Origin of the sequence: Bacillus cereus group sp. MG1, from assembly GCF_040460035.1 — a bacterium.
GTDB classification, from domain to species: Bacteria; Bacillota; Bacilli; order Bacillales; family Bacillaceae_G; genus Bacillus_A; species Bacillus_A cereus.
Genome location: NZ_JARVGY010000001.1, coordinates 3,578,543 through 3,595,081, shown reverse-complemented (window position 1 = coordinate 3,595,081; position 16,539 = coordinate 3,578,543). Strand labels below are relative to the sequence as shown.

The window sequence follows — 16,539 nt, the reverse complement described above, 5'->3', positions numbered from 1 at the left end:
TTCCCTTACGCTCGTTTGAATTGTTGTAAGAAACGTACATCATTTGTATAGAAATGACGAATGTCATCTACTCCGTATTTCAACATTGCGATACGCTCTGCGCCCATACCGAATGCGAAACCTTGATATTCTTTTGAATCATAACCAGCCATTTCAAGTACGTTCGGGTGAACCATACCTGCGCCTAGAATTTCAATCCAGCCAGTTCCTTTACAAGTGCCGCAACCTTTGCCATGACACATCATACAAGAAATATCCATCTCTACAGATGGCTCTGTGAATGGGAAGAAACTTGGACGAAGACGGATTTCACGATCTTCACCGAACATCTTTTTCACGAATACTTGCAGTGTACCTTTTAAGTCACTCATACGAATGTTTTTATCAATTACAAGACCTTCAATTTGCATGAACTGATGCGAATGCGTCGCATCGTCGTCATCACGGCGATACACTTTACCAGGACAAATAATTTTGATTGGGCCTTTTTCTTTATTATTTTCCATCGTACGTGCTTGCACAGAAGATGTATGTGTACGTAGTAACGTTTCTTCTGTAATGTAGAATGTATCTTGCATATCACGCGCTGGGTGATCTTTCGGTAAGTTTAGTGCTTCGAAGTTGTAGTAGTCTTTTTCTACTTCTGTTCCTTCAGCTACTTCATAACCCATACCGATGAATACATCTTCAATTTGCTCAACAACAGCTGTTAACGGATGGTGACAACCTGTTTCAACAGGACGACCTGGCAGTGTAACATCGATTGTTTCAGTAGCTAATTTCGCTTCGATTACTGCTTTTTCTAAGTTACTAATTTTGTCATCTAAACGCGTTTGAATCGCTTCACGCACTTCATTTACTAATGCTCCCATACGTGGACGCTCTTCTGCTGACAATTTTCCCATGCCGCGTAATACTTCTGTAATTGGGCCTTTTTTTCCTAAATACGCTACGCGTACGTCGTTTAAGCCCTTTAGCTCTTTCGCTTCTTCAATAAGCTCTAACGCTTTTTGCTTTAGCTCTTTTAAACGTGCTTCCATTTTGGAACCCTCCTAATTTTAAAAATAAAAAAACCTCGCTCCCAAAAAGGGACGAGGTAAATTCGCGGTACCACCCTAAATTGACAGAACAAGTCTGCCCACTCATTAGTTATAACGATCAATTCTGACCGGAACGCCTTTACATATACATGGTCCTGGCGTCAACTCCAGAGGTGAATTCACTTCCGTCTACCATAAGAATGCTTTCAGTCTACGGCACTCTCTCCCTATATGGCGATTTTGTAAGTTACTCTTCTCTATCAACGTTTTTCGTTATTTAACTTTTAATATAATGTACTTCAACTTATTATAAGAAGTTTTTTATTTGTTCGCAACCGGGCTTTGCAAATAATACGTTAAAATCCCTGCTGCAACCGCAACATTTAATGATTCTGCCCCGCCGTAAATCGGAATATACAAGTTTTGATCCGTTTTTGCAAGAATTTCTTGGCGTACGCCATTTCCTTCATTTCCTACAATTAATGCAAAACTGCCAGCCGGCGTTACTTCACCATACGGAACTCCATTTTCAAGAGCTGTTCCATATACAGGAACGTTGTTTTCTTTTAACTTGTCTACCCATTCTTCTAAGTTCCCTTTTACAATTGGTAAGTGGAAAATAGAGCCTTGTGTAGAGCGGAGTACTTTACTATTGTAAACATCAACACAACCTTCTCCAAGCACAACGGCGTGAATACCAGCTGCATCAGCTGTACGAATAATTGTTCCTAAATTACCTGGGTCTTGCAGGCCATCTAATAAAAGGAATTTCCCATCAGTAAGAGCTACTTCTTTCTCATGCTTCTCACAAACAGCAAATACACCTTGTGTCGTTTCTGTTTCACGAAGTATTTTGACAATCGCCTCAGGTACGATATACATTTCCACATCATTAACTGTCCAATCTTTCGGAAGGTCTGTCTGATCTGAAACGATAAGTTCTGTTACAATTCCTGCCTTCAAAGCTTCCTCGACTAAGTGGAATCCTTCTACAAAAAATAAACCTTTTTTATCGCGTTCTTTTTTCGTTTGCAGCTTTTTCCACTGCTTTACACGCGGATTTTGTACTGAATCAATGTTTTTCATAATATGTATTTCCCTCTCTTCTTGTCTTATCATTATAGCCTATTTTTCATACATATTTACATAAAAAAGAACAAAAACTAACGTCAGTTTCAATTCTGAAGAAGAGGTGAAAGCAATGAGTTTTAATTTACGCGGTGCTGTATTAGCGAATGTATCTGGAAATTCACAAGATCAATTACAAGAAACAATCGTCGATGCAATTCAAAGCGGTGAAGAAAAAATGCTTCCAGGTCTTGGCGTTTTATTTGAAGTCATTTGGAAAAACGCTGATGAAAATGAAAAGCACGAAATGTTAGAAACACTAGAGCAAGGATTAAAAAAATAAGCAATTTGAAAATCACCTTTGCATAAGCTAAGGTGATTTTTTTGCAGAAAAATTTTTTCTTCTCCTAAACATTTCTACTTTACTAACGAACTATGATGGAGTACAATGTTCAAAATACATTTAAACCGATCGATTTTTCTTCATATACACCATAAGATAAAAGGAGTGAATGTTTTATGCACCGTATTACGCTTGAACAAATTTTTAAACACCACATTACACAAAAATACGTAAACCGTTCTGGAATGGTCCACGCGATCGCTGTCGCTTACCATGCGTTTCACCTAGCCAAAAAGCATCACGCCTCAGTCGATGCTGCCACAAAAGCTGGCTTCCTTCATGATATCGGACATCATACGTGGTACACAGGCGGTGAATGGGATTATGACTTATATAAAAAGAATGATATACACGCAATTAAAGGCGCTGAAAGAGCACATAAATTACTTATTAGATTAGGAGAACATCCAAAACTAGCAAAAGAAATTTCTATTGCAATTCTTCTTCATACAGATTCTTTCTTAGTGGAACAAGAAATTGAAAGAACATCTCTTCAAAATATTATTAAATGGGCAGACGAAGCAGATGAAGAACCGGGCGGAGCGCATCATTATCGAACAATTTCTTATGAAAAAGCACTTAAAGCAATTCAGCAATTAGATCGATTGGTAGAGCGTGAATTGCAAATAGAGCAAGCAAAATTGAATAACAAGACAGAACATAGTTATCAATGAGAAAGAGGCATCACTACAGGGTGATACCTCTTTTATTATTTTATGGAAAATACACCTTTATATGTAATATTTAAATATTACGCCTGAAAACAAAATGCCTTATAATTAAATATACAAATATAAAGAGGTGATTCTACATATGCAACCCGCTACACAACTTTCTAATGAACAGAAATACTCTATGTCATGGGGACAATTTATTAGCTCCGTTGTATTCGCTTTTTTCGGAACCGGACTTATTACTGTGTTCCTCGCAATGCCCTTAACAATTTATACAGCCAGTCTTACAGATAAAAAACAAATTGCCCTGTATGAATCTATCGTAAATACTGCAAGTATTGTATTACAGCTAGCCTTGTTGTTATTCTTCATTTTTAAATTCGAACCCGCAAAAAAATTACTACTACAATCATTTAACTTTAAAGCACTGAAAGAATGGCGTACATACGTATACTTACTTCTTTTCTTCGCTATAAACATTTTACTCAATTACATCTTGTTAAATTATGTGTTCCAAGACGCTACAAAGCAGCAATCTTCCGCACTAAACTTAGATGTCTTTAAGCAGTATCAAATATTATTACTTCTCGGCTTTGCAATACTCACACCAATTTTTGAAGAGCTTATTTTCCGTGGCTTTATACTTCGCTTTTTCTCAGAACGCTTTCCATTTTGGATTGCAGCGATTATAACAAGCTTCTTCTTCGGTATCGCTCATACATACTCACTTGGCGTAATGGTCATTACTTTCTTCATGGGATTATTAATGGCTATTTTATGTAAAAAAACAAAATCCATTATTCCAGCTATGTTATTTCATATTATGAATAATATGTTGGCATTCTTGAATTAGAAAGAGGTATCCTCACGATACCTCTTTTATTAATTCGTATAATCACTTCTCATTTCCATCAATTTATACATATTTATTAATATTATCCAAAATAAACTTCATGTAGTAAAATATAACTTAATTCATATAAAGGAGTTTACATATGTTTAGTGTTATTTGGATGCTTTTCACGCCACTTCTCTTACTATGCGGGATTGCTGGTGGTATTTTTTTAATAGTAACAGGAATTAAATATCGGAAATTACTCGTTGGTTTAATGGGGCTACTTAGCCTATCCTTTGTCACACTACCTTTTGTTTTTTTAAGTATAGGAATTAATATGGATACAATATTCCCCATTCCAACTGCTCTTTACTGGACCCTATTTTCTTTAACTGGATTATTAGCAGGGATAAGTGGATTCCAAGCAAAAATTAAAAGTATACGTAATATGGGGTTCATTATTTTTACCATTGGAATATTAGGGGTTATCTTCTGGGTACTCATGTCTGTAGGTGATTGATTCTATATAACTTTTTTCGAAACCCACAAATCGGAGGTAATACAGAAATGTTCGGAATATTAATTTGGATGATTTTAGCTTTTACTTTAATGTTATGCGAATTCATCGTCGGCATTTTTTTAATTATTGCTGGTATGAAATGTCGTAAATCATTTACTATTATAGCTGGTTTAATTAGCATATCTCTTATCGTTGTTCCTATCATTTGTATAGGTTATGGAATAGACTTAGAGGGGATGATTCCAATTTCAGGAACTTTATATTGGGGTCTCTTCTCTTTAGCTGGACTATTAGCTATAGTAAACGGAAGACACATATCGAGTATTCGTTCTATGGGGACGATTTTATTTATAACAGGATTATGCTCTGTAAGTGGTTATTACCTTTTATTTCTTACTCTTTAAAAAGACAAAAAAAGCAGGGAAATTAATTCCCTGCTTTTCTATTTGGTTTATTGCCTGATGGTAAGAAGAACGATAACACCCAAGCGATACCTGCTAGTATCGTTGCGATTAAGAAGGCATCGTTAATACCGTTAATTGCAGATAGCTTTGAAATTTGTCCATATAATAGTTGTGTGCTCATCGCGTCTCCTGCTTGAGCTGATCCAGCTAAGGCCGCTAAACTTTGCCCCATGCCATGTATTTTATCAACTAAAATTGGGTTTGATGTTGTTAACATGTTGCCGTAATCTGCTACGTGAGCAGTCGTTTGTTGCGTCATAAGTGTAATTAAAATCGCTGTTCCGATTGAACCCGCTACTTGTCTTGACGTATTTTGCGTTGCTGTACCGTGAGAAATTAATTTCATCGGCAGCGCGTTCATACCAGCCGTCATAATTGGCATCATAATGAATGACATACCAATTGAACGTATAATATAATCCGTCATAATAACGCTATACGGTGTATCCATCGATAATTTTGTAAATTCATATGTCGCATACGTCGTAATTGCCAATCCAATTATCGCTAATGGACGAATGCCATATTTATCGAATAATTTACCCGCTACTGGTCCCATGATCCCCATAATTAATGATCCTGGAAGAAGTAGTAAACCAGATTCAATTGGCGTAAAGCCACGAATGTTTTGCAGATATACTGGAAGCAATAACATACCTCCGAATAATGCCATCGTAACGATTGCGTTAATTACTAAAGTGAAAGTAAATACTGGATATTTAAATACTTGTAAATCAAGCATTTTATTGTCCGTTGTTAACTCTCTCCAAATAAATAACGCTAAACCAATTACACCAATGATAAGTGAAATAACAACTTCTGCACTAGTCCAACTATTATTTCCAGCCTCACTAAATCCGTACAGCAAGCTTCCTAGCCCAATACTTGAACTAACAACACCAAATACATCTAATTTTGTTTTAGACACTGGCTGAGCTAGTGTAAAGAATTTTAAAGATAGGAACGTAATAATTAAACCGATAATAAACATCGCATAGAACATTAAGTTCCAGCTGTAATTTTCAATTACCCAACCTGTTACAGTCGGTCCGATAGCTGGAGCTAAAATCATCGCTACACCTAGTAACCCCATCGCTGCTCCGCGCTTATGAGGCGGGAACAATGTCATAAAGATATTCATACCAACCGGCATTAAAATACCCGCACCAACTGCTTGAATTACGCGGCCCGTCATCATCATCGTAAAGTTTCCGGAAGTAGCACAAATGATAGATCCTACCGTGAAGAATAACATTGCTGCTACGAATAATTTACGATACGTAAATCGTGAAACTAAAAATGCACTAATCGGTACTAAAATACCATTTACAAGCATGAAGCCTGTAATTAACCATTGTGCTGTTGAAGTTGATACGTTAAATTCATTCATTAACGGAGGTAATGCAACGTTAATGATTGTTTGGTTTAAAATAGAAACGAACATGCCGAGAATTAATACAGCTACAACTGCTTTTACGTTCACATTCTCTACAGGCGTAGACATTTGTTTTTTCGGCACTTCTTTTTCTTGTTTTACTTCTTCTTGCTTTCCTGTTTCTAACTCAACTACATTAGAAATTTCCGATTCTTGCTTTCGTTCAATTTCTTTCTCTTCTGTTTCAACTTTACTTATTTCTATTTTACTTACGGCTGGGACTTGTTCTTCTCCCATTTTCGTTTTTTTCTTTCGTAAAAGACGATTTACAAGGAAGAAGACGATTATACAAAATAGTGCATATCCTGCAATTACAATTGAGGACATCTCATCTCCCCCTTACTTATGAATACGAACTGTCACATTCATGCCAGGAACAATATTTACTGATTTGCTATGATCTAAAGAAATTTTAACTGGTACTACTTGTGTTACTTTCGTATAGTTCGCTGTTGCGTTGCTTGATGGCAACATAGAGAATGTATTCGCTGTTGTTAAGCCAACTTGTTCTACTTTTCCTGTTAACGTTGTATCTGGGTATGCATCTACATACACATCTACATTTTGACCTTTTTGAACATCATCAACATCTGTTTCTTCAATGTTTGCTGTTACCCATAAATTGTTCATATCAAATGCATAAGCAATCGGGCTACCTGCTCCAACGAAAGCATTTGTTGTCGCGTTTGATTGTACAACTGTTGCATTTTGTGGAATTGTTACATCTACTGTTTGTTCTCCATTAGCTGCCGCTACAGTAACAGTACCTAATTTATCGTTCTCATTATAATTTTTTCCTACTTCAGCTTTCCATTCAGTTAGTTTACCTGCTACTGGTGAAGCAACCGGAATTACCTTTCCATCAATCTTTGCATTGTCTGTTTTTAAGTAATTTTCCGTTTGATTGTAATAGTAATAACCGCCAATACCGCCGCCAACTAGTACAATTAATGTGATAATGTTGATAATTACCCTTCTTCGAAACTGATTCATTGCATTCCTCTCCTTATATCGCATATAATTTTTTTCTAAACTATTTATGTCCTTATTGTTTAGATTGTTTAATTGTTAATTATATTAACCTTTTAACAAAAAAATCACACCATTTGCAGCGTAAATCGAAATTTATCTACCTGCGAGCGGTGCTGATTTCTGAAGGACTATCGTTTATAATTATAAATAATTATTTTGAATCTACAACCGACAATTTATGTATGAAATGTCGGTTAAACAACAATATAATACCAATATGTTGTTTAAGTATAGAAAATTAAACGAGGGGAAATAAAAATGTCTATTAAAAATACAAATGATCCACGTGTAAAACGGACGAGACAACTCATACAGGATGCTTTTGTCGCTTTAGTAGGCGAAAAAGGTTTTGAAAATGTAACTGTTCAACATATTGCAGAACGCGCTCCTGTAAACCGCGCTACATTTTATAGCCATTACCACGATAAATATGACTTACTAGACAAAAGCATTGAAGAAATGTTAGAAAAGCTAACTGAAGTAATTAAACCAAGAAATAGAAATAAAGAAGATTTCCAACTAACATTTGATTCGCCACATCCAAGTTTTTTGGCCTTGTTCGAACATATTGCAGAAAACACTAACTTCTATAACGTCATGCTTGGTGATAAAGCGGCCGGAAACTATACGTATAAGATGATGAAAGCAATTCAAACGCATTTAACATTAAGCCTCTCTATTTCACAACCTAACGATGAAAAACTAATGGTTCCACGCGATATTCTCATTAGTTATGTTACTGGTGCCCATCTAGGGATGATTATGTCATGGCTAAAAAGAGGGATGATATATACCCCGCATTTTATGGCGATGCAATTAACTCGTTTAATTATTTTAGGTGCTCATACTGCAGCGGGATTAGAACGGCCTTTTTAAAACATAAAAAAGCGAAGGAGAATGTCCTTCGCTTTTTCTATTAATTAAATGTAATGTTATGTACAGCCTCTTTATCAAGACGTTTAATAACTTCTACAATTAACTTTACTGCATTTTCATAATCATCACGGTGTAACATTGCCGCATGAGAATGGATATAGCGCGTTGCAATTGTAATTGCCATAGAAGGAATACCATTTACAGCAATGTGAATCGCACCCGCATCCGTTCCTCCGCCCGCTACTGAATCATATTGATACGGGATTTGTAATTCATCAGCAACATCAACTACGAAATCACGTAAACCTGTATGTCCAATAACAGAAGCATCATATAAAATGATTTGTGGTCCATCGCCCATTTTACTTTGCGCTTCTTTTGACGTTACACCCGGTGTATCTCCAGCGATACCAACATCTACTGCGAACGCGATATCTGGTTTAATATAATTCGCAGATGTTTTTGCGCCACGAAGACCAACTTCTTCTTGTACAGTTCCAACGCCGTATACAACGTTTGGATGCTTTTCATCTTTTAATTGTTTTAATACGTCAATTGCAATTGCACAACCGATTCGGTTATCCCATGCTTTTGCAAGTAACATTTTTTCATTCTTCATCACTTGGAATTCAAAGTAAGGTACAACTTGATCTCCTGGTCGTACGCCCCACTCCATTGCTTCTTCTTGGCTAGAAGCACCGATATCGATGAACATGTCTTTAATTTCAACTGGCTTTTTACGAGCTTCTGGAGGTAAAATGTGCGGTGGTTTTGAACCAATTACACCTGTTACATCTCCTTTACGCGTTACAATCGTCACGCGCTGCGCAAGCATAACTTGTGACCACCAGCCACCAACCGTTTGGAAGCGAAGGAAACCTTTGTCATCGATTTGTGTAATCATAAATCCAACTTCATCTAAATGACCTGCAACCATAATTTTCGGACCGTTTTCTTCCCCTACTTTTTTCGCAACTAAACTCCCTAAATTATCAGTAGAAAGTTCGTCCGCAAACGGCTCGATATATTTCTTCATTACTTCACGTGGTTCACGCTCGTTACCGGCAATACCACGTGCATCTGTTAATTCTTTTAGCATTGTCAATGTCGCGTCTAATTTTGTCATTGCCAACACCCTCCTTTTTCTTCAGTCAATTTATTATACAATAATTAAATTGAAATATTCAAAAATTAAATTAGTATCCTTGTGTTTGACGCTGATGATTTACTTCATTTTTATCTAAATATGCTTTTTCAATCTCTTCTTGCTCAAATTCAAGTGCTTGTCCAAGTCGAAGATAGCTCGTAAATAATTCAATATAGTTTGTAATAGATGGTTGATCTGTAAAACGAATTACTTTCGCATATGTGTCTAAGAAAATTTCCACTTGTGTTTTATTCGTTTGTGCACATTTATAGAATAGGAAGTTTTTATCAATACCTAAATCAATTCCGATTGATAAAATAAAATGCAAACCATCTACGTACTCTTCTAATATTACTTCACGTTCCGAAGCTGGTTTGTTGCTCCAATATTTAAAACAACGTGTTTCATTTGCAAGTTCTCCAATTTCTACAAGAAGAGCTAACATTTTTTCTTTTAACAATTTTTTCGGTTGTAAGTCATGTTCTTTTGCAATACGGTCATCTAATTCTTTTTGTAATTTAAATAGTTGTAGTAAGTCCATTCTATTGTCCTCCTCCAACATCGCATTTTTCGCAACAATGTTGTTTCATCTCAAAGTTCATTATTATGTTTCAGTTCTTATGAATAAGTCAGCTATCTACCTCTTTATAAAATAGCTTGTCCTTAATTTACAAATACGTTTCAGTCATCGCTCTTAAATTGTTCATCTGATGAAAGTTCCATATCATCTTTCCATTATAGCAGTGTCGTTTCGGCTAGGAAAGATACTCTTCTTTCCAAAAGAGCAGAATTAAAAAAAGCCAGGAGTATTCTCCTGACTTCATATATATATTCTTCTATACTGCTATAACTTTTATATTGATTTTGTCATATTGATAATGACATAGTCGTTAATCTTTAGAATTTCTTTTCACTTCTAACTTCTCTTTGAATACAAATAAAAAACCTTAGAAGAAAATTCTTCTAAGGTTTTAACTAATTAATTAGTTAATGTTGTTTTTTGCAACTGTTGCTAATTCAGCGAAAGCTTTTTCGTCATGAACAGCTAAGTCAGCAAGCATCTTGCGGTTAACTTCGATGCCAGCATTTTTAAGACCGTGCATTAAGCGGCTGTAAGAAAGACCATTCATACGAGCTGCTGCGTTGATACGTGTAATCCATAATTTACGGAAGTCACGTTTCTTTTGACGGCGGTCACGGAATGCATACATTAGAGATTTCATAACCTGTTGGTTAGCAACCTTGAATAATGTATTTTTTGAACCGTAGTAACCTTTTGCTAATTTAATTACTTTTTTACGACGTTGACGAGTAACTGTACCACCTTTTACTCTTGGCATAATATTACCTCCTAATTGTTCTATATATCAGCCGAACTTATTTTAAGTTGTCAAGCATTTGACGAATGCGTTTGAAGTCACCAGCGCTTACTACACCAGCTTTACGTAGTTTACGTTTAGCTTTTGTAGATTTGTTAGCGAATAAATGGCTTGTGTAAGCGTGAGAACGTTTCAGTTTACCTGATCCAGTCTTTTTGAAACGCTTTGCAGCGCCGCGATGAGTTTTTTGTTTAGGCATAGGTATTTCCTCCTCTATCTATTACTTATCGTTTTTCGGTGCTAAAACTAAGAACATACTGCGTCCTTCCATTTTAGGCTTAGATTCAACTGTACTAACTTCAGCACAAGCTTCTGAGAAGCGATCTAAAACACGTTGACCGATTTCTTTATGAGTAATGGCACGTCCTTTAAAGCGAATTGACGCTTTAACCTTGTCGCCTTTCTCTAAAAACTTGATAGCATTACGAAGTTTTGTGTTAAAGTCGTGTTCATCAATTGTTGGACTTAAACGAACTTCTTTCATGCTAATTACTTTTTGATTTTTGCGCTGCTCTTTTTCTTTCTTCTGTTGCTCAAAGCGGAATTTACCGTAGTCCATAATGCGGCATACTGGCGGTTTCGCATTTGGAGCAACTAATACTAAATCAAGATTAAGATTTGCAGCTAAGTCTAAAGCGTCATTACGAGACTTGATTCCAAGTTGATCGCCATTTGCGCCAACTAAACGTACTTCACGTGCACGAATTTGCTCGTTAATCATCATATCCTTGCTAATAGTAAGCCACCTCCAAGGTTTTCTCAGAACATATTTTGTAGTCATAGAACCCGAACAAAAAAAGTGCGGGCATACGACACCCACACTTGTAAAATCTTAAGTAAGAAATACATTTACCTGTTAACTGCGAATGCGTCCATCAGGTGAGAAGCGGGTGCTTCTACTTGTTCCACAAAACAATATTCTATTATCCTTGATGAGTTTATCATAGGACATGACGTCTGTCAAGAAGACGCGATGTGTTTTACTAACAACAAGAAATATTGTAACAAACAACTAACATACTTGCAATACTTTTTTATGATAAGTGTCACATGGTTATTTTTTCTAATTTCTCTCGAGTATATTACATAAAAAAGCCGCGGTATACCGCGGCTTTTTCTTATCGTTTTCCTTCTACTTTAATCATGTCAACAAAAGCATCTAATGCGATTGTTTCTGATTTTTGTTCACCATATTTACGTACGTTTACGCCGTTTTCAGTTACTTCATTGTCACCTACTACAAGCATGTACGGAATTTTTTGCATTTGTGCTTCACGGATTTTGTAACCGATCTTCTCTTCACGAGTGTCTAATTCAACACGGATACCAGCACGACGCAATTCGTCTTGTACTTTCTTCGCATAGTCTAAATGTACTTGCGGAGAAACTGGAATTACTTGTACTTGAACTGGAGCTAACCATGTTGGGAATGCACCTTTGTATTCTTCAATTAAGAAGGCTACAAAACGTTCCATAGTTGATACAACACCACGGTGAATTACAACTGGACGATGTTGTTTACCGTCTTCACCAACGTATGATAATTCAAAGCGTTCTGGAAGTAAGAAGTCTAATTGTACAGTTGAAAGTGTTTCGTCTTTTCCAAGAGCAGTACGAACTTGAACATCAAGTTTTGGACCGTAGAATGCCGCTTCACCTTCAGCTTCATAGTAATCAAGACCCATTTCATCCATAGCTTCTTTTAACATACCTTGTGCTTTTTCCCACATCTCATCATCCGCATAATACTTTTTAGTATCTGCTGGGTCGCGGTAAGATAGACGGAATGAGTAGTTCTCTAAACCGAAATCTTTGTACACTTCTAGAGTTAAGTTTACAACACGTTTTAACTCTTCTTTAATTTGATCTGGACGAACGAAAATGTGCGCATCGTTTAAAGTCATTCCGCGTACACGTTGTAATCCAGATAACGCACCTGACATTTCATAACGGTGCATTGTTCCAAGTTCTGCAATACGGATTGGTAATTCACGGTAGCTGTGAATATCATTTTTATAAACCATCATATGATGAGGACAGTTCATTGGACGAAGAACTAATTCTTCGTTATCCATTTCCATTGATGGGAACATGCCATCACGGTAGTGGTTCCAGTGACCAGAAGTTTCATAAAGCTCTCTGCTCCCTAGTACTGGAGTATATACGTGATCATAGCCTAAGCTTGCTTCTTTATCAACGATGTAACGCTCGATAATGCGGCGGATTGTTGCACCTTTTGGTAACCAAAGTGGTAAACCTTGTCCTACTTTTTGGCTATTAGTAAATAGTTTTAATTCTTTACCTAATTTACGGTGATCGCGCTCTTTCGCTTCTTCAAGCATACGTAAGTGCTCATCTAATTCTGCTTTCTTAACGAATGCAGTACCGTAAATACGTTGTAGCATTTTATTATTGCTATCGCCGCGCCAGTAAGCACCTGCAACGCTTAATAATTTAAACACTTTAATTTTCCCTGTAGATGGAAGGTGAACACCACGACAAAGGTCGAAAAATTCGCCTTGCTCATAGATTGAAATAACTGCATCTTCTGGAAGATCGTTAATTAAATCTAATTTTAACTCATCGCCGATTTCTTCAAAGCGACGAATTGCTTCTGCACGTGGTACTTCATGACGAACGATTTCTAAGTTCTCGTTCACGATTTTTTGCATTTCTTTTTCGATTTTCTTGAAGTCTTCAACTGTAATTGCTTCTTCCATATCAATATCGTAGTAGAAGCCATTTTCAATTACTGGACCAATGCCAAGCTCAACCTTAACATCTTTATATAAACGTTTTAACGCTTGTGCTAAAAGGTGGGCTGTTGAATGGCGTAAAATATATAGGCCATCTTCAGAATCTAATGTAATGATAGAAACTGCACCATCTTCTTCGATTGGTGTAACAAGATCGATCATCTCATCGTTTAATTTTCCAGCTACAGCTTTTTTCTTTAAGCCTGGGCTAATAGAAGCTGCGATTTCTTCAGTTGTTACGCCTTTTGGAAACTCCTTCACAGCTCCATCAGGGAAAGTAATTTTAACTACATCTGCCATCACTGTTCACTCCTCTTTTTCTCAAAATAAAAAACACTCATCCCGTAAAAAGGGACGAGTGTTGAATTCGTGGTTCCACCCTTGTTCCAATTAACATAATTGTTAATTGCTCAAGTTCAACATAACGGTGTTGTCCGTTAGCAATTACTAGAAAAACCGTTCACTGCTAAAGTTTAGAGGTGGTAAGTAATAATCCCGTACTAGGAAGCTCACACCCTAAGGCTTCCCTCTCTGAAAATCGTAGAAAACTACTCATGTCCTCATCATGACATTTCAATATATTTCATTTATGTAGGTAATTATATGCTCAAAAACTTAGAAAATCAAGGGCGTTACCTTTATTTTTTAAATTTTTCACATTGCGCTCAAAATCATGTAATCCATGTAATTGGACCCGTTCTTGGAACACATTTCGCAAAGTAATAATCATATTATGGTCTTGTTCTTTCGTATATAAATAAATCTTTTTAGGCGAAATAGAAAGAAGCGGCGCAATTACTTTCGTATCAATATATACATCATTTTGCTTTAATAATTCCTCATCTATATATTGGACCAACTTCTCCTGTTTTAAACGTCTACCTTTATCATCATAAAAGATAAAGCTTTCATCAAAAATAAGATGCACGCAAGACAAACGTGATTTACGGCTACTTACTTGTTGCCGAAGCGTCTCAATGAACATTTGGTATTCTTGCTCCATCTTATATTCATCAATTGCCACTTCCGCAAGTTTAGTCACCATTTCCCTATATGTACGAAGACGAAAACGGATATATGATGAAAACGAGAATGAGAGCGGATCACAAAGCCAATTATTTAAAGAAGACTTAATATATGACTCAAATGCGTTACGCGTTAAATCCTGAGCTACACCTTTTCTTCTTCCCTTTAAAATCTCATGTGCCATGTGCAATATTTGATGACACTCTTCTTGTTCTTCATAAAAAAACTTTTCTTTTAAAATCGTATAAATCCACTCATTTTGTTTCACATTCACAATGAAATACACCATTACTGGCAATAAGATTTTTTCAATATAATTCGATTCACGTACTGGTATGTGAATCACCACTTTTTGTTCCTGTAAATACACACTCGTTTCCTTATATAACACTTCCGCTCTTTTCAGCAATTGTCTATATACGTGCATAGCATCATTTTTTTCTTCGAAGCAAATTTCAATCACTTTTGTCCCCCCTTTTATCCCCGCTCTAAAGGACTGTATCTATACGTTACAAATCCTATAAGAGTCCGTCCCGCGTGAATTTCACTCTTAGTAGAATCACATTTCCTATCGTTAGAAAATCCACTCAATATGGCTTGCTAATTTTATATATATTAAGGGAGGGAGAAAAAAATGATACAAGCTACTATGAATTTTTATTGTATACTTTACTTATCAATAAAAGGGGGTATCTGAATGTTTGAATATAAATTCGTAAAAGTCGAATTACATTGGGGGTTCACTCGCTCAAAACCAGCTGAAGACTACCAAGAAATTATTCAAGAACATGCTAGAGATGGCTGGAGGTTCGTACAGATTGTTGCCCCTACGTTTGGCAGTTCTGGACAACCTGAATATTTCGATCTCATATTCGAAAAGAAAATATCACTATAATACAAAAAAAGAGCAAGCTGAGAAGCTTACTCTTTTACTTATGACGACGGTTTTTCCCACCAATTGGAACTGGTTTCGCTAAATATTTAATTCTTTCCATAATACGTGCTGCTTTCATTTCTTCAGCCTCACCACGCTGCGTATACGTTAAATGGTGTTCCAGTTGTTTAAAATCAAAATTAGACGTAAAGAACGTCGGTAAGTTTTCTAACATACGGAATTGCAAGATTGCACCAAGCACATCGTCACGCACAAAGCTTGACATCGCTTCTGCCCCGATATCGTCTAACATTAAAACTTGTACGCGTTTAACCGCATCAATCTTTTCACCAATCGAATTATCTTGAATTGAACTTTTAATTTCACGTAAAAATTCCGGGAAGTATACGAGCATCGAACTTATTTTCTTTCGAGCAAGCTCGTTCGCTATTGCTCCTAAAAGGTACGTTTTTCCTACACCAAATTTACCGTACAAATATAAACCTTGTGCTTTTTTACCTGGTTCATATGTACTTAAAAATTCATTCGCTGCACCAATTGCATCGATACGTGCATTTAAATCAGAAGGGTCTAAGTTTTCCATAGTTGCCTGCAAAATATCCGTTGGCATATATACACTTTGAACGAGTTTTTCATATTTCTTTCTCTCGTCATGCGCTACTTTTCTAACGCAGCGATCGTATTGAATATCAATCATCTTCCCTTGAATAACAAGCTTTGGCTCATAACCTTGTAGCATATTTTTACATGAACCTAAATCCGGACAATCCACGCAACCTACACTTTGTCCAATATATTCATATAACTTCACAAGACTGCGCTCAATCATAGAAGTCGTTACTTCACCCTTATGTTCGTCTATAAATTCTTTCACCCGCGGATGCGCCATTACTTCTGCCTTTAGTACTTCATATCTATTTTTAAAGTTTTCATTTTCCATTAATTTTGCAAATGAATTTTGAATATGCTCCATTTTCTCACCTCAAAGA

At 36.3% G+C, this 16,539-nt stretch carries 19 protein-coding genes and 3 other annotated features; of the genes, 7 read left to right on the top strand and 12 right to left on the bottom strand.

Going from position 1 to position 16,539, the window contains the following annotated elements:
• Window positions 1–5: 5 nt before the first annotated feature.
• Window positions 6–1,040 (bottom strand): phenylalanine--tRNA ligase subunit alpha, encoded by a 1,035-nt coding sequence (pheS, locus tag QCI79_RS18915; protein WP_000388219.1) that lies wholly within the window; start codon window positions 1,038–1,040, stop codon window positions 6–8.
• A gap of 44 nt (window positions 1,041–1,084) precedes the next feature.
• Window positions 1,085–1,313 (bottom strand) — a binding site (T-box leader).
• 48 nt (window positions 1,314–1,361) lie between these two features.
• The gene (locus QCI79_RS18910) at window positions 1,362–2,159 is read right to left on the bottom strand and encodes a TrmH family RNA methyltransferase (RefSeq protein ID WP_001986644.1); all 798 of its coding nucleotides are present in this window, start codon (window positions 2,157–2,159) and stop codon (window positions 1,362–1,364) included.
• Between the two features lie 82 nt (window positions 2,160–2,241).
• Between QCI79_RS18910 and sspI the strand changes: the two genes are divergently transcribed.
• The 5 genes from sspI (at window position 2,242) to QCI79_RS18885 (ending at window position 4,944) form a co-directional block, all read left to right on the top strand.
• Window positions 2,242–2,451 (top strand): small acid-soluble spore protein SspI, encoded by a 210-nt coding sequence (gene sspI / locus QCI79_RS18905; protein ID WP_000009509.1) that lies wholly within the window; start codon window positions 2,242–2,244, stop codon window positions 2,449–2,451.
• Between the two features lie 176 nt (window positions 2,452–2,627).
• Window positions 2,628–3,185 carry an HD domain-containing protein gene (locus QCI79_RS18900; RefSeq protein ID WP_000554786.1) on the top strand — a complete coding sequence of 186 codons (558 nt, stop codon included), beginning with the start codon at window positions 2,628–2,630 and terminating at the stop codon, window positions 3,183–3,185.
• 139 nt (window positions 3,186–3,324) lie between these two features.
• On the top strand, window positions 3,325–4,038 hold the full coding sequence (locus tag QCI79_RS18895) for a CPBP family intramembrane glutamic endopeptidase (protein ID WP_021728743.1): 714 nt from the start codon (window positions 3,325–3,327) through the stop codon (window positions 4,036–4,038).
• A 142-nt stretch (window positions 4,039–4,180) separates the two neighbouring features.
• Window positions 4,181–4,540: a hypothetical protein gene (locus QCI79_RS18890; protein ID WP_000493175.1), complete on the top strand. Its 360-nt coding sequence runs from the start codon at window positions 4,181–4,183 to the stop codon at window positions 4,538–4,540.
• A gap of 47 nt (window positions 4,541–4,587) precedes the next feature.
• Entirely contained in the window at window positions 4,588–4,944 is a 357-nt protein-coding gene (locus tag QCI79_RS18885; protein WP_021728742.1) for a hypothetical protein, read from the top strand.
• A gap of 22 nt (window positions 4,945–4,966) precedes the next feature.
• Here QCI79_RS18885 and QCI79_RS18880 read toward each other — a convergent pair whose 3' ends face one another.
• Both QCI79_RS18880 and QCI79_RS18875 read right to left on the bottom strand, forming a co-directional pair.
• Window positions 4,967–6,766, bottom strand: a complete 1,800-nt coding sequence (locus QCI79_RS18880; protein ID WP_000095272.1) for a DHA2 family efflux MFS transporter permease subunit — start codon at window positions 6,764–6,766, stop codon at window positions 4,967–4,969.
• A 12-nt stretch (window positions 6,767–6,778) separates the two neighbouring features.
• Window positions 6,779–7,432, bottom strand: a complete 654-nt coding sequence (locus QCI79_RS18875) for an HlyD family secretion protein (protein ID WP_021728741.1) — start codon at window positions 7,430–7,432, stop codon at window positions 6,779–6,781.
• A gap of 297 nt (window positions 7,433–7,729) precedes the next feature.
• Here QCI79_RS18875 and QCI79_RS18870 point away from each other — a divergent pair, with 297 nt between their 5' ends.
• Window positions 7,730–8,347, top strand: a complete 618-nt coding sequence (locus tag QCI79_RS18870) for a TetR/AcrR family transcriptional regulator (protein ID WP_000023672.1) — start codon at window positions 7,730–7,732, stop codon at window positions 8,345–8,347.
• A 40-nt stretch (window positions 8,348–8,387) separates the two neighbouring features.
• Here the strand turns inward: QCI79_RS18870 and QCI79_RS18865 are convergent, their stop codons facing one another.
• From QCI79_RS18865 to ytxC, 7 genes are all read right to left on the bottom strand, one after another.
• A complete protein-coding gene (locus QCI79_RS18865; RefSeq protein WP_000163555.1) occupies window positions 8,388–9,473 on the bottom strand; it encodes a M42 family metallopeptidase in 1,086 nt (361 codons plus the stop codon).
• Window positions 9,474–9,543: 70 nt separating this feature from the next.
• The gene (locus tag QCI79_RS18860) at window positions 9,544–10,035 is read right to left on the bottom strand and encodes a dUTP diphosphatase (RefSeq protein WP_000365050.1); all 492 of its coding nucleotides are present in this window, start codon (window positions 10,033–10,035) and stop codon (window positions 9,544–9,546) included.
• Window positions 10,036–10,477: 442 nt separating this feature from the next.
• The gene (rplT, locus tag QCI79_RS18855; protein ID WP_001138362.1) at window positions 10,478–10,834 is read right to left on the bottom strand and encodes a 50S ribosomal protein L20; all 357 of its coding nucleotides are present in this window, start codon (window positions 10,832–10,834) and stop codon (window positions 10,478–10,480) included.
• Window positions 10,835–10,871: 37 nt separating this feature from the next.
• Window positions 10,872–11,072 carry a 50S ribosomal protein L35 gene (gene rpmI / locus QCI79_RS18850; RefSeq protein WP_001125945.1) on the bottom strand — a complete coding sequence of 67 codons (201 nt, stop codon included), beginning with the start codon at window positions 11,070–11,072 and terminating at the stop codon, window positions 10,872–10,874.
• 21 nt (window positions 11,073–11,093) lie between these two features.
• On the bottom strand, window positions 11,094–11,597 hold the full coding sequence (infC, locus tag QCI79_RS18845) for a translation initiation factor IF-3 (RefSeq protein ID WP_000973215.1): 504 nt from the start codon (window positions 11,595–11,597) through the stop codon (window positions 11,094–11,096).
• 63 nt (window positions 11,598–11,660) lie between these two features.
• Window positions 11,661–11,781: a sequence feature (ribosomal protein L20 leader region), on the bottom strand.
• A gap of 210 nt (window positions 11,782–11,991) precedes the next feature.
• Window positions 11,992–13,929 (bottom strand): threonine--tRNA ligase, encoded by a 1,938-nt coding sequence (gene thrS / locus QCI79_RS18840; RefSeq protein ID WP_000786083.1) that lies wholly within the window; start codon window positions 13,927–13,929, stop codon window positions 11,992–11,994.
• Between the two features lie 47 nt (window positions 13,930–13,976).
• Window positions 13,977–14,205 (bottom strand) — a binding site (T-box leader).
• A gap of 31 nt (window positions 14,206–14,236) precedes the next feature.
• Window positions 14,237–15,118, bottom strand: a complete 882-nt coding sequence (gene ytxC / locus QCI79_RS18835) for a putative sporulation protein YtxC (protein ID WP_000569630.1) — start codon at window positions 15,116–15,118, stop codon at window positions 14,237–14,239.
• A 234-nt stretch (window positions 15,119–15,352) separates the two neighbouring features.
• Between ytxC and QCI79_RS18830 the strand changes: the two genes are divergently transcribed.
• Window positions 15,353–15,550 (top strand): DUF4177 domain-containing protein, encoded by a 198-nt coding sequence (locus QCI79_RS18830; protein ID WP_000464456.1) that lies wholly within the window; start codon window positions 15,353–15,355, stop codon window positions 15,548–15,550.
• A gap of 34 nt (window positions 15,551–15,584) precedes the next feature.
• Here the strand turns inward: QCI79_RS18830 and dnaI are convergent, their stop codons facing one another.
• The gene (dnaI, locus tag QCI79_RS18825; RefSeq protein WP_000400105.1) at window positions 15,585–16,523 is read right to left on the bottom strand and encodes a primosomal protein DnaI; all 939 of its coding nucleotides are present in this window, start codon (window positions 16,521–16,523) and stop codon (window positions 15,585–15,587) included.
• Window positions 16,524–16,539: the final 16 nt, after the last annotated feature.

Bases quoted from the DNA above. Each gene is read 5' to 3' on its own strand.
- pheS (WP_000388219.1), bottom strand. From the start codon at position 1,040: ATGGAAGCACGTTTAAAAGAGCTAAAGCAAAAAGCGTTAGAGCTTATT.
- QCI79_RS18870 (WP_000023672.1), top strand. From the start codon at position 7,730: ATGTCTATTAAAAATACAAATGATCCACGTGTAAAACGGACGAGACAA.
- QCI79_RS18830 (WP_000464456.1), top strand. From the start codon at position 15,353: ATGTTTGAATATAAATTCGTAAAAGTCGAATTACATTGGGGGTTCACT.
- QCI79_RS18895 (WP_021728743.1), top strand. From the start codon at position 3,325: ATGCAACCCGCTACACAACTTTCTAATGAACAGAAATACTCTATGTCA.
- rplT (WP_001138362.1), bottom strand. From the start codon at position 10,834: ATGCCAAGAGTAAAAGGTGGTACAGTTACTCGTCAACGTCGTAAAAAA.
- QCI79_RS18910 (WP_001986644.1), bottom strand. From the start codon at position 2,159: ATGATAAGACAAGAAGAGAGGGAAATACATATTATGAAAAACATTGAT.
- QCI79_RS18890 (WP_000493175.1), top strand. From the start codon at position 4,181: ATGTTTAGTGTTATTTGGATGCTTTTCACGCCACTTCTCTTACTATGC.
- QCI79_RS18865 (WP_000163555.1), bottom strand. From the start codon at position 9,473: ATGACAAAATTAGACGCGACATTGACAATGCTAAAAGAATTAACAGAT.
- QCI79_RS18900 (WP_000554786.1), top strand. From the start codon at position 2,628: ATGCACCGTATTACGCTTGAACAAATTTTTAAACACCACATTACACAA.
- sspI (WP_000009509.1), top strand. From the start codon at position 2,242: ATGAGTTTTAATTTACGCGGTGCTGTATTAGCGAATGTATCTGGAAAT.
- thrS (WP_000786083.1), bottom strand. From the start codon at position 13,929: ATGGCAGATGTAGTTAAAATTACTTTCCCTGATGGAGCTGTGAAGGAG.
- infC (WP_000973215.1), bottom strand. From the start codon at position 11,597: ATGATGATTAACGAGCAAATTCGTGCACGTGAAGTACGTTTAGTTGGC.
- QCI79_RS18860 (WP_000365050.1), bottom strand. From the start codon at position 10,035: ATGGACTTACTACAACTATTTAAATTACAAAAAGAATTAGATGACCGT.
- QCI79_RS18885 (WP_021728742.1), top strand. From the start codon at position 4,588: ATGTTCGGAATATTAATTTGGATGATTTTAGCTTTTACTTTAATGTTA.
- dnaI (WP_000400105.1), bottom strand. From the start codon at position 16,523: ATGGAGCATATTCAAAATTCATTTGCAAAATTAATGGAAAATGAAAAC.
- QCI79_RS18875 (WP_021728741.1), bottom strand. From the start codon at position 7,432: ATGAATCAGTTTCGAAGAAGGGTAATTATCAACATTATCACATTAATT.
- QCI79_RS18880 (WP_000095272.1), bottom strand. From the start codon at position 6,766: ATGTCCTCAATTGTAATTGCAGGATATGCACTATTTTGTATAATCGTC.
- rpmI (WP_001125945.1), bottom strand. From the start codon at position 11,072: ATGCCTAAACAAAAAACTCATCGCGGCGCTGCAAAGCGTTTCAAAAAG.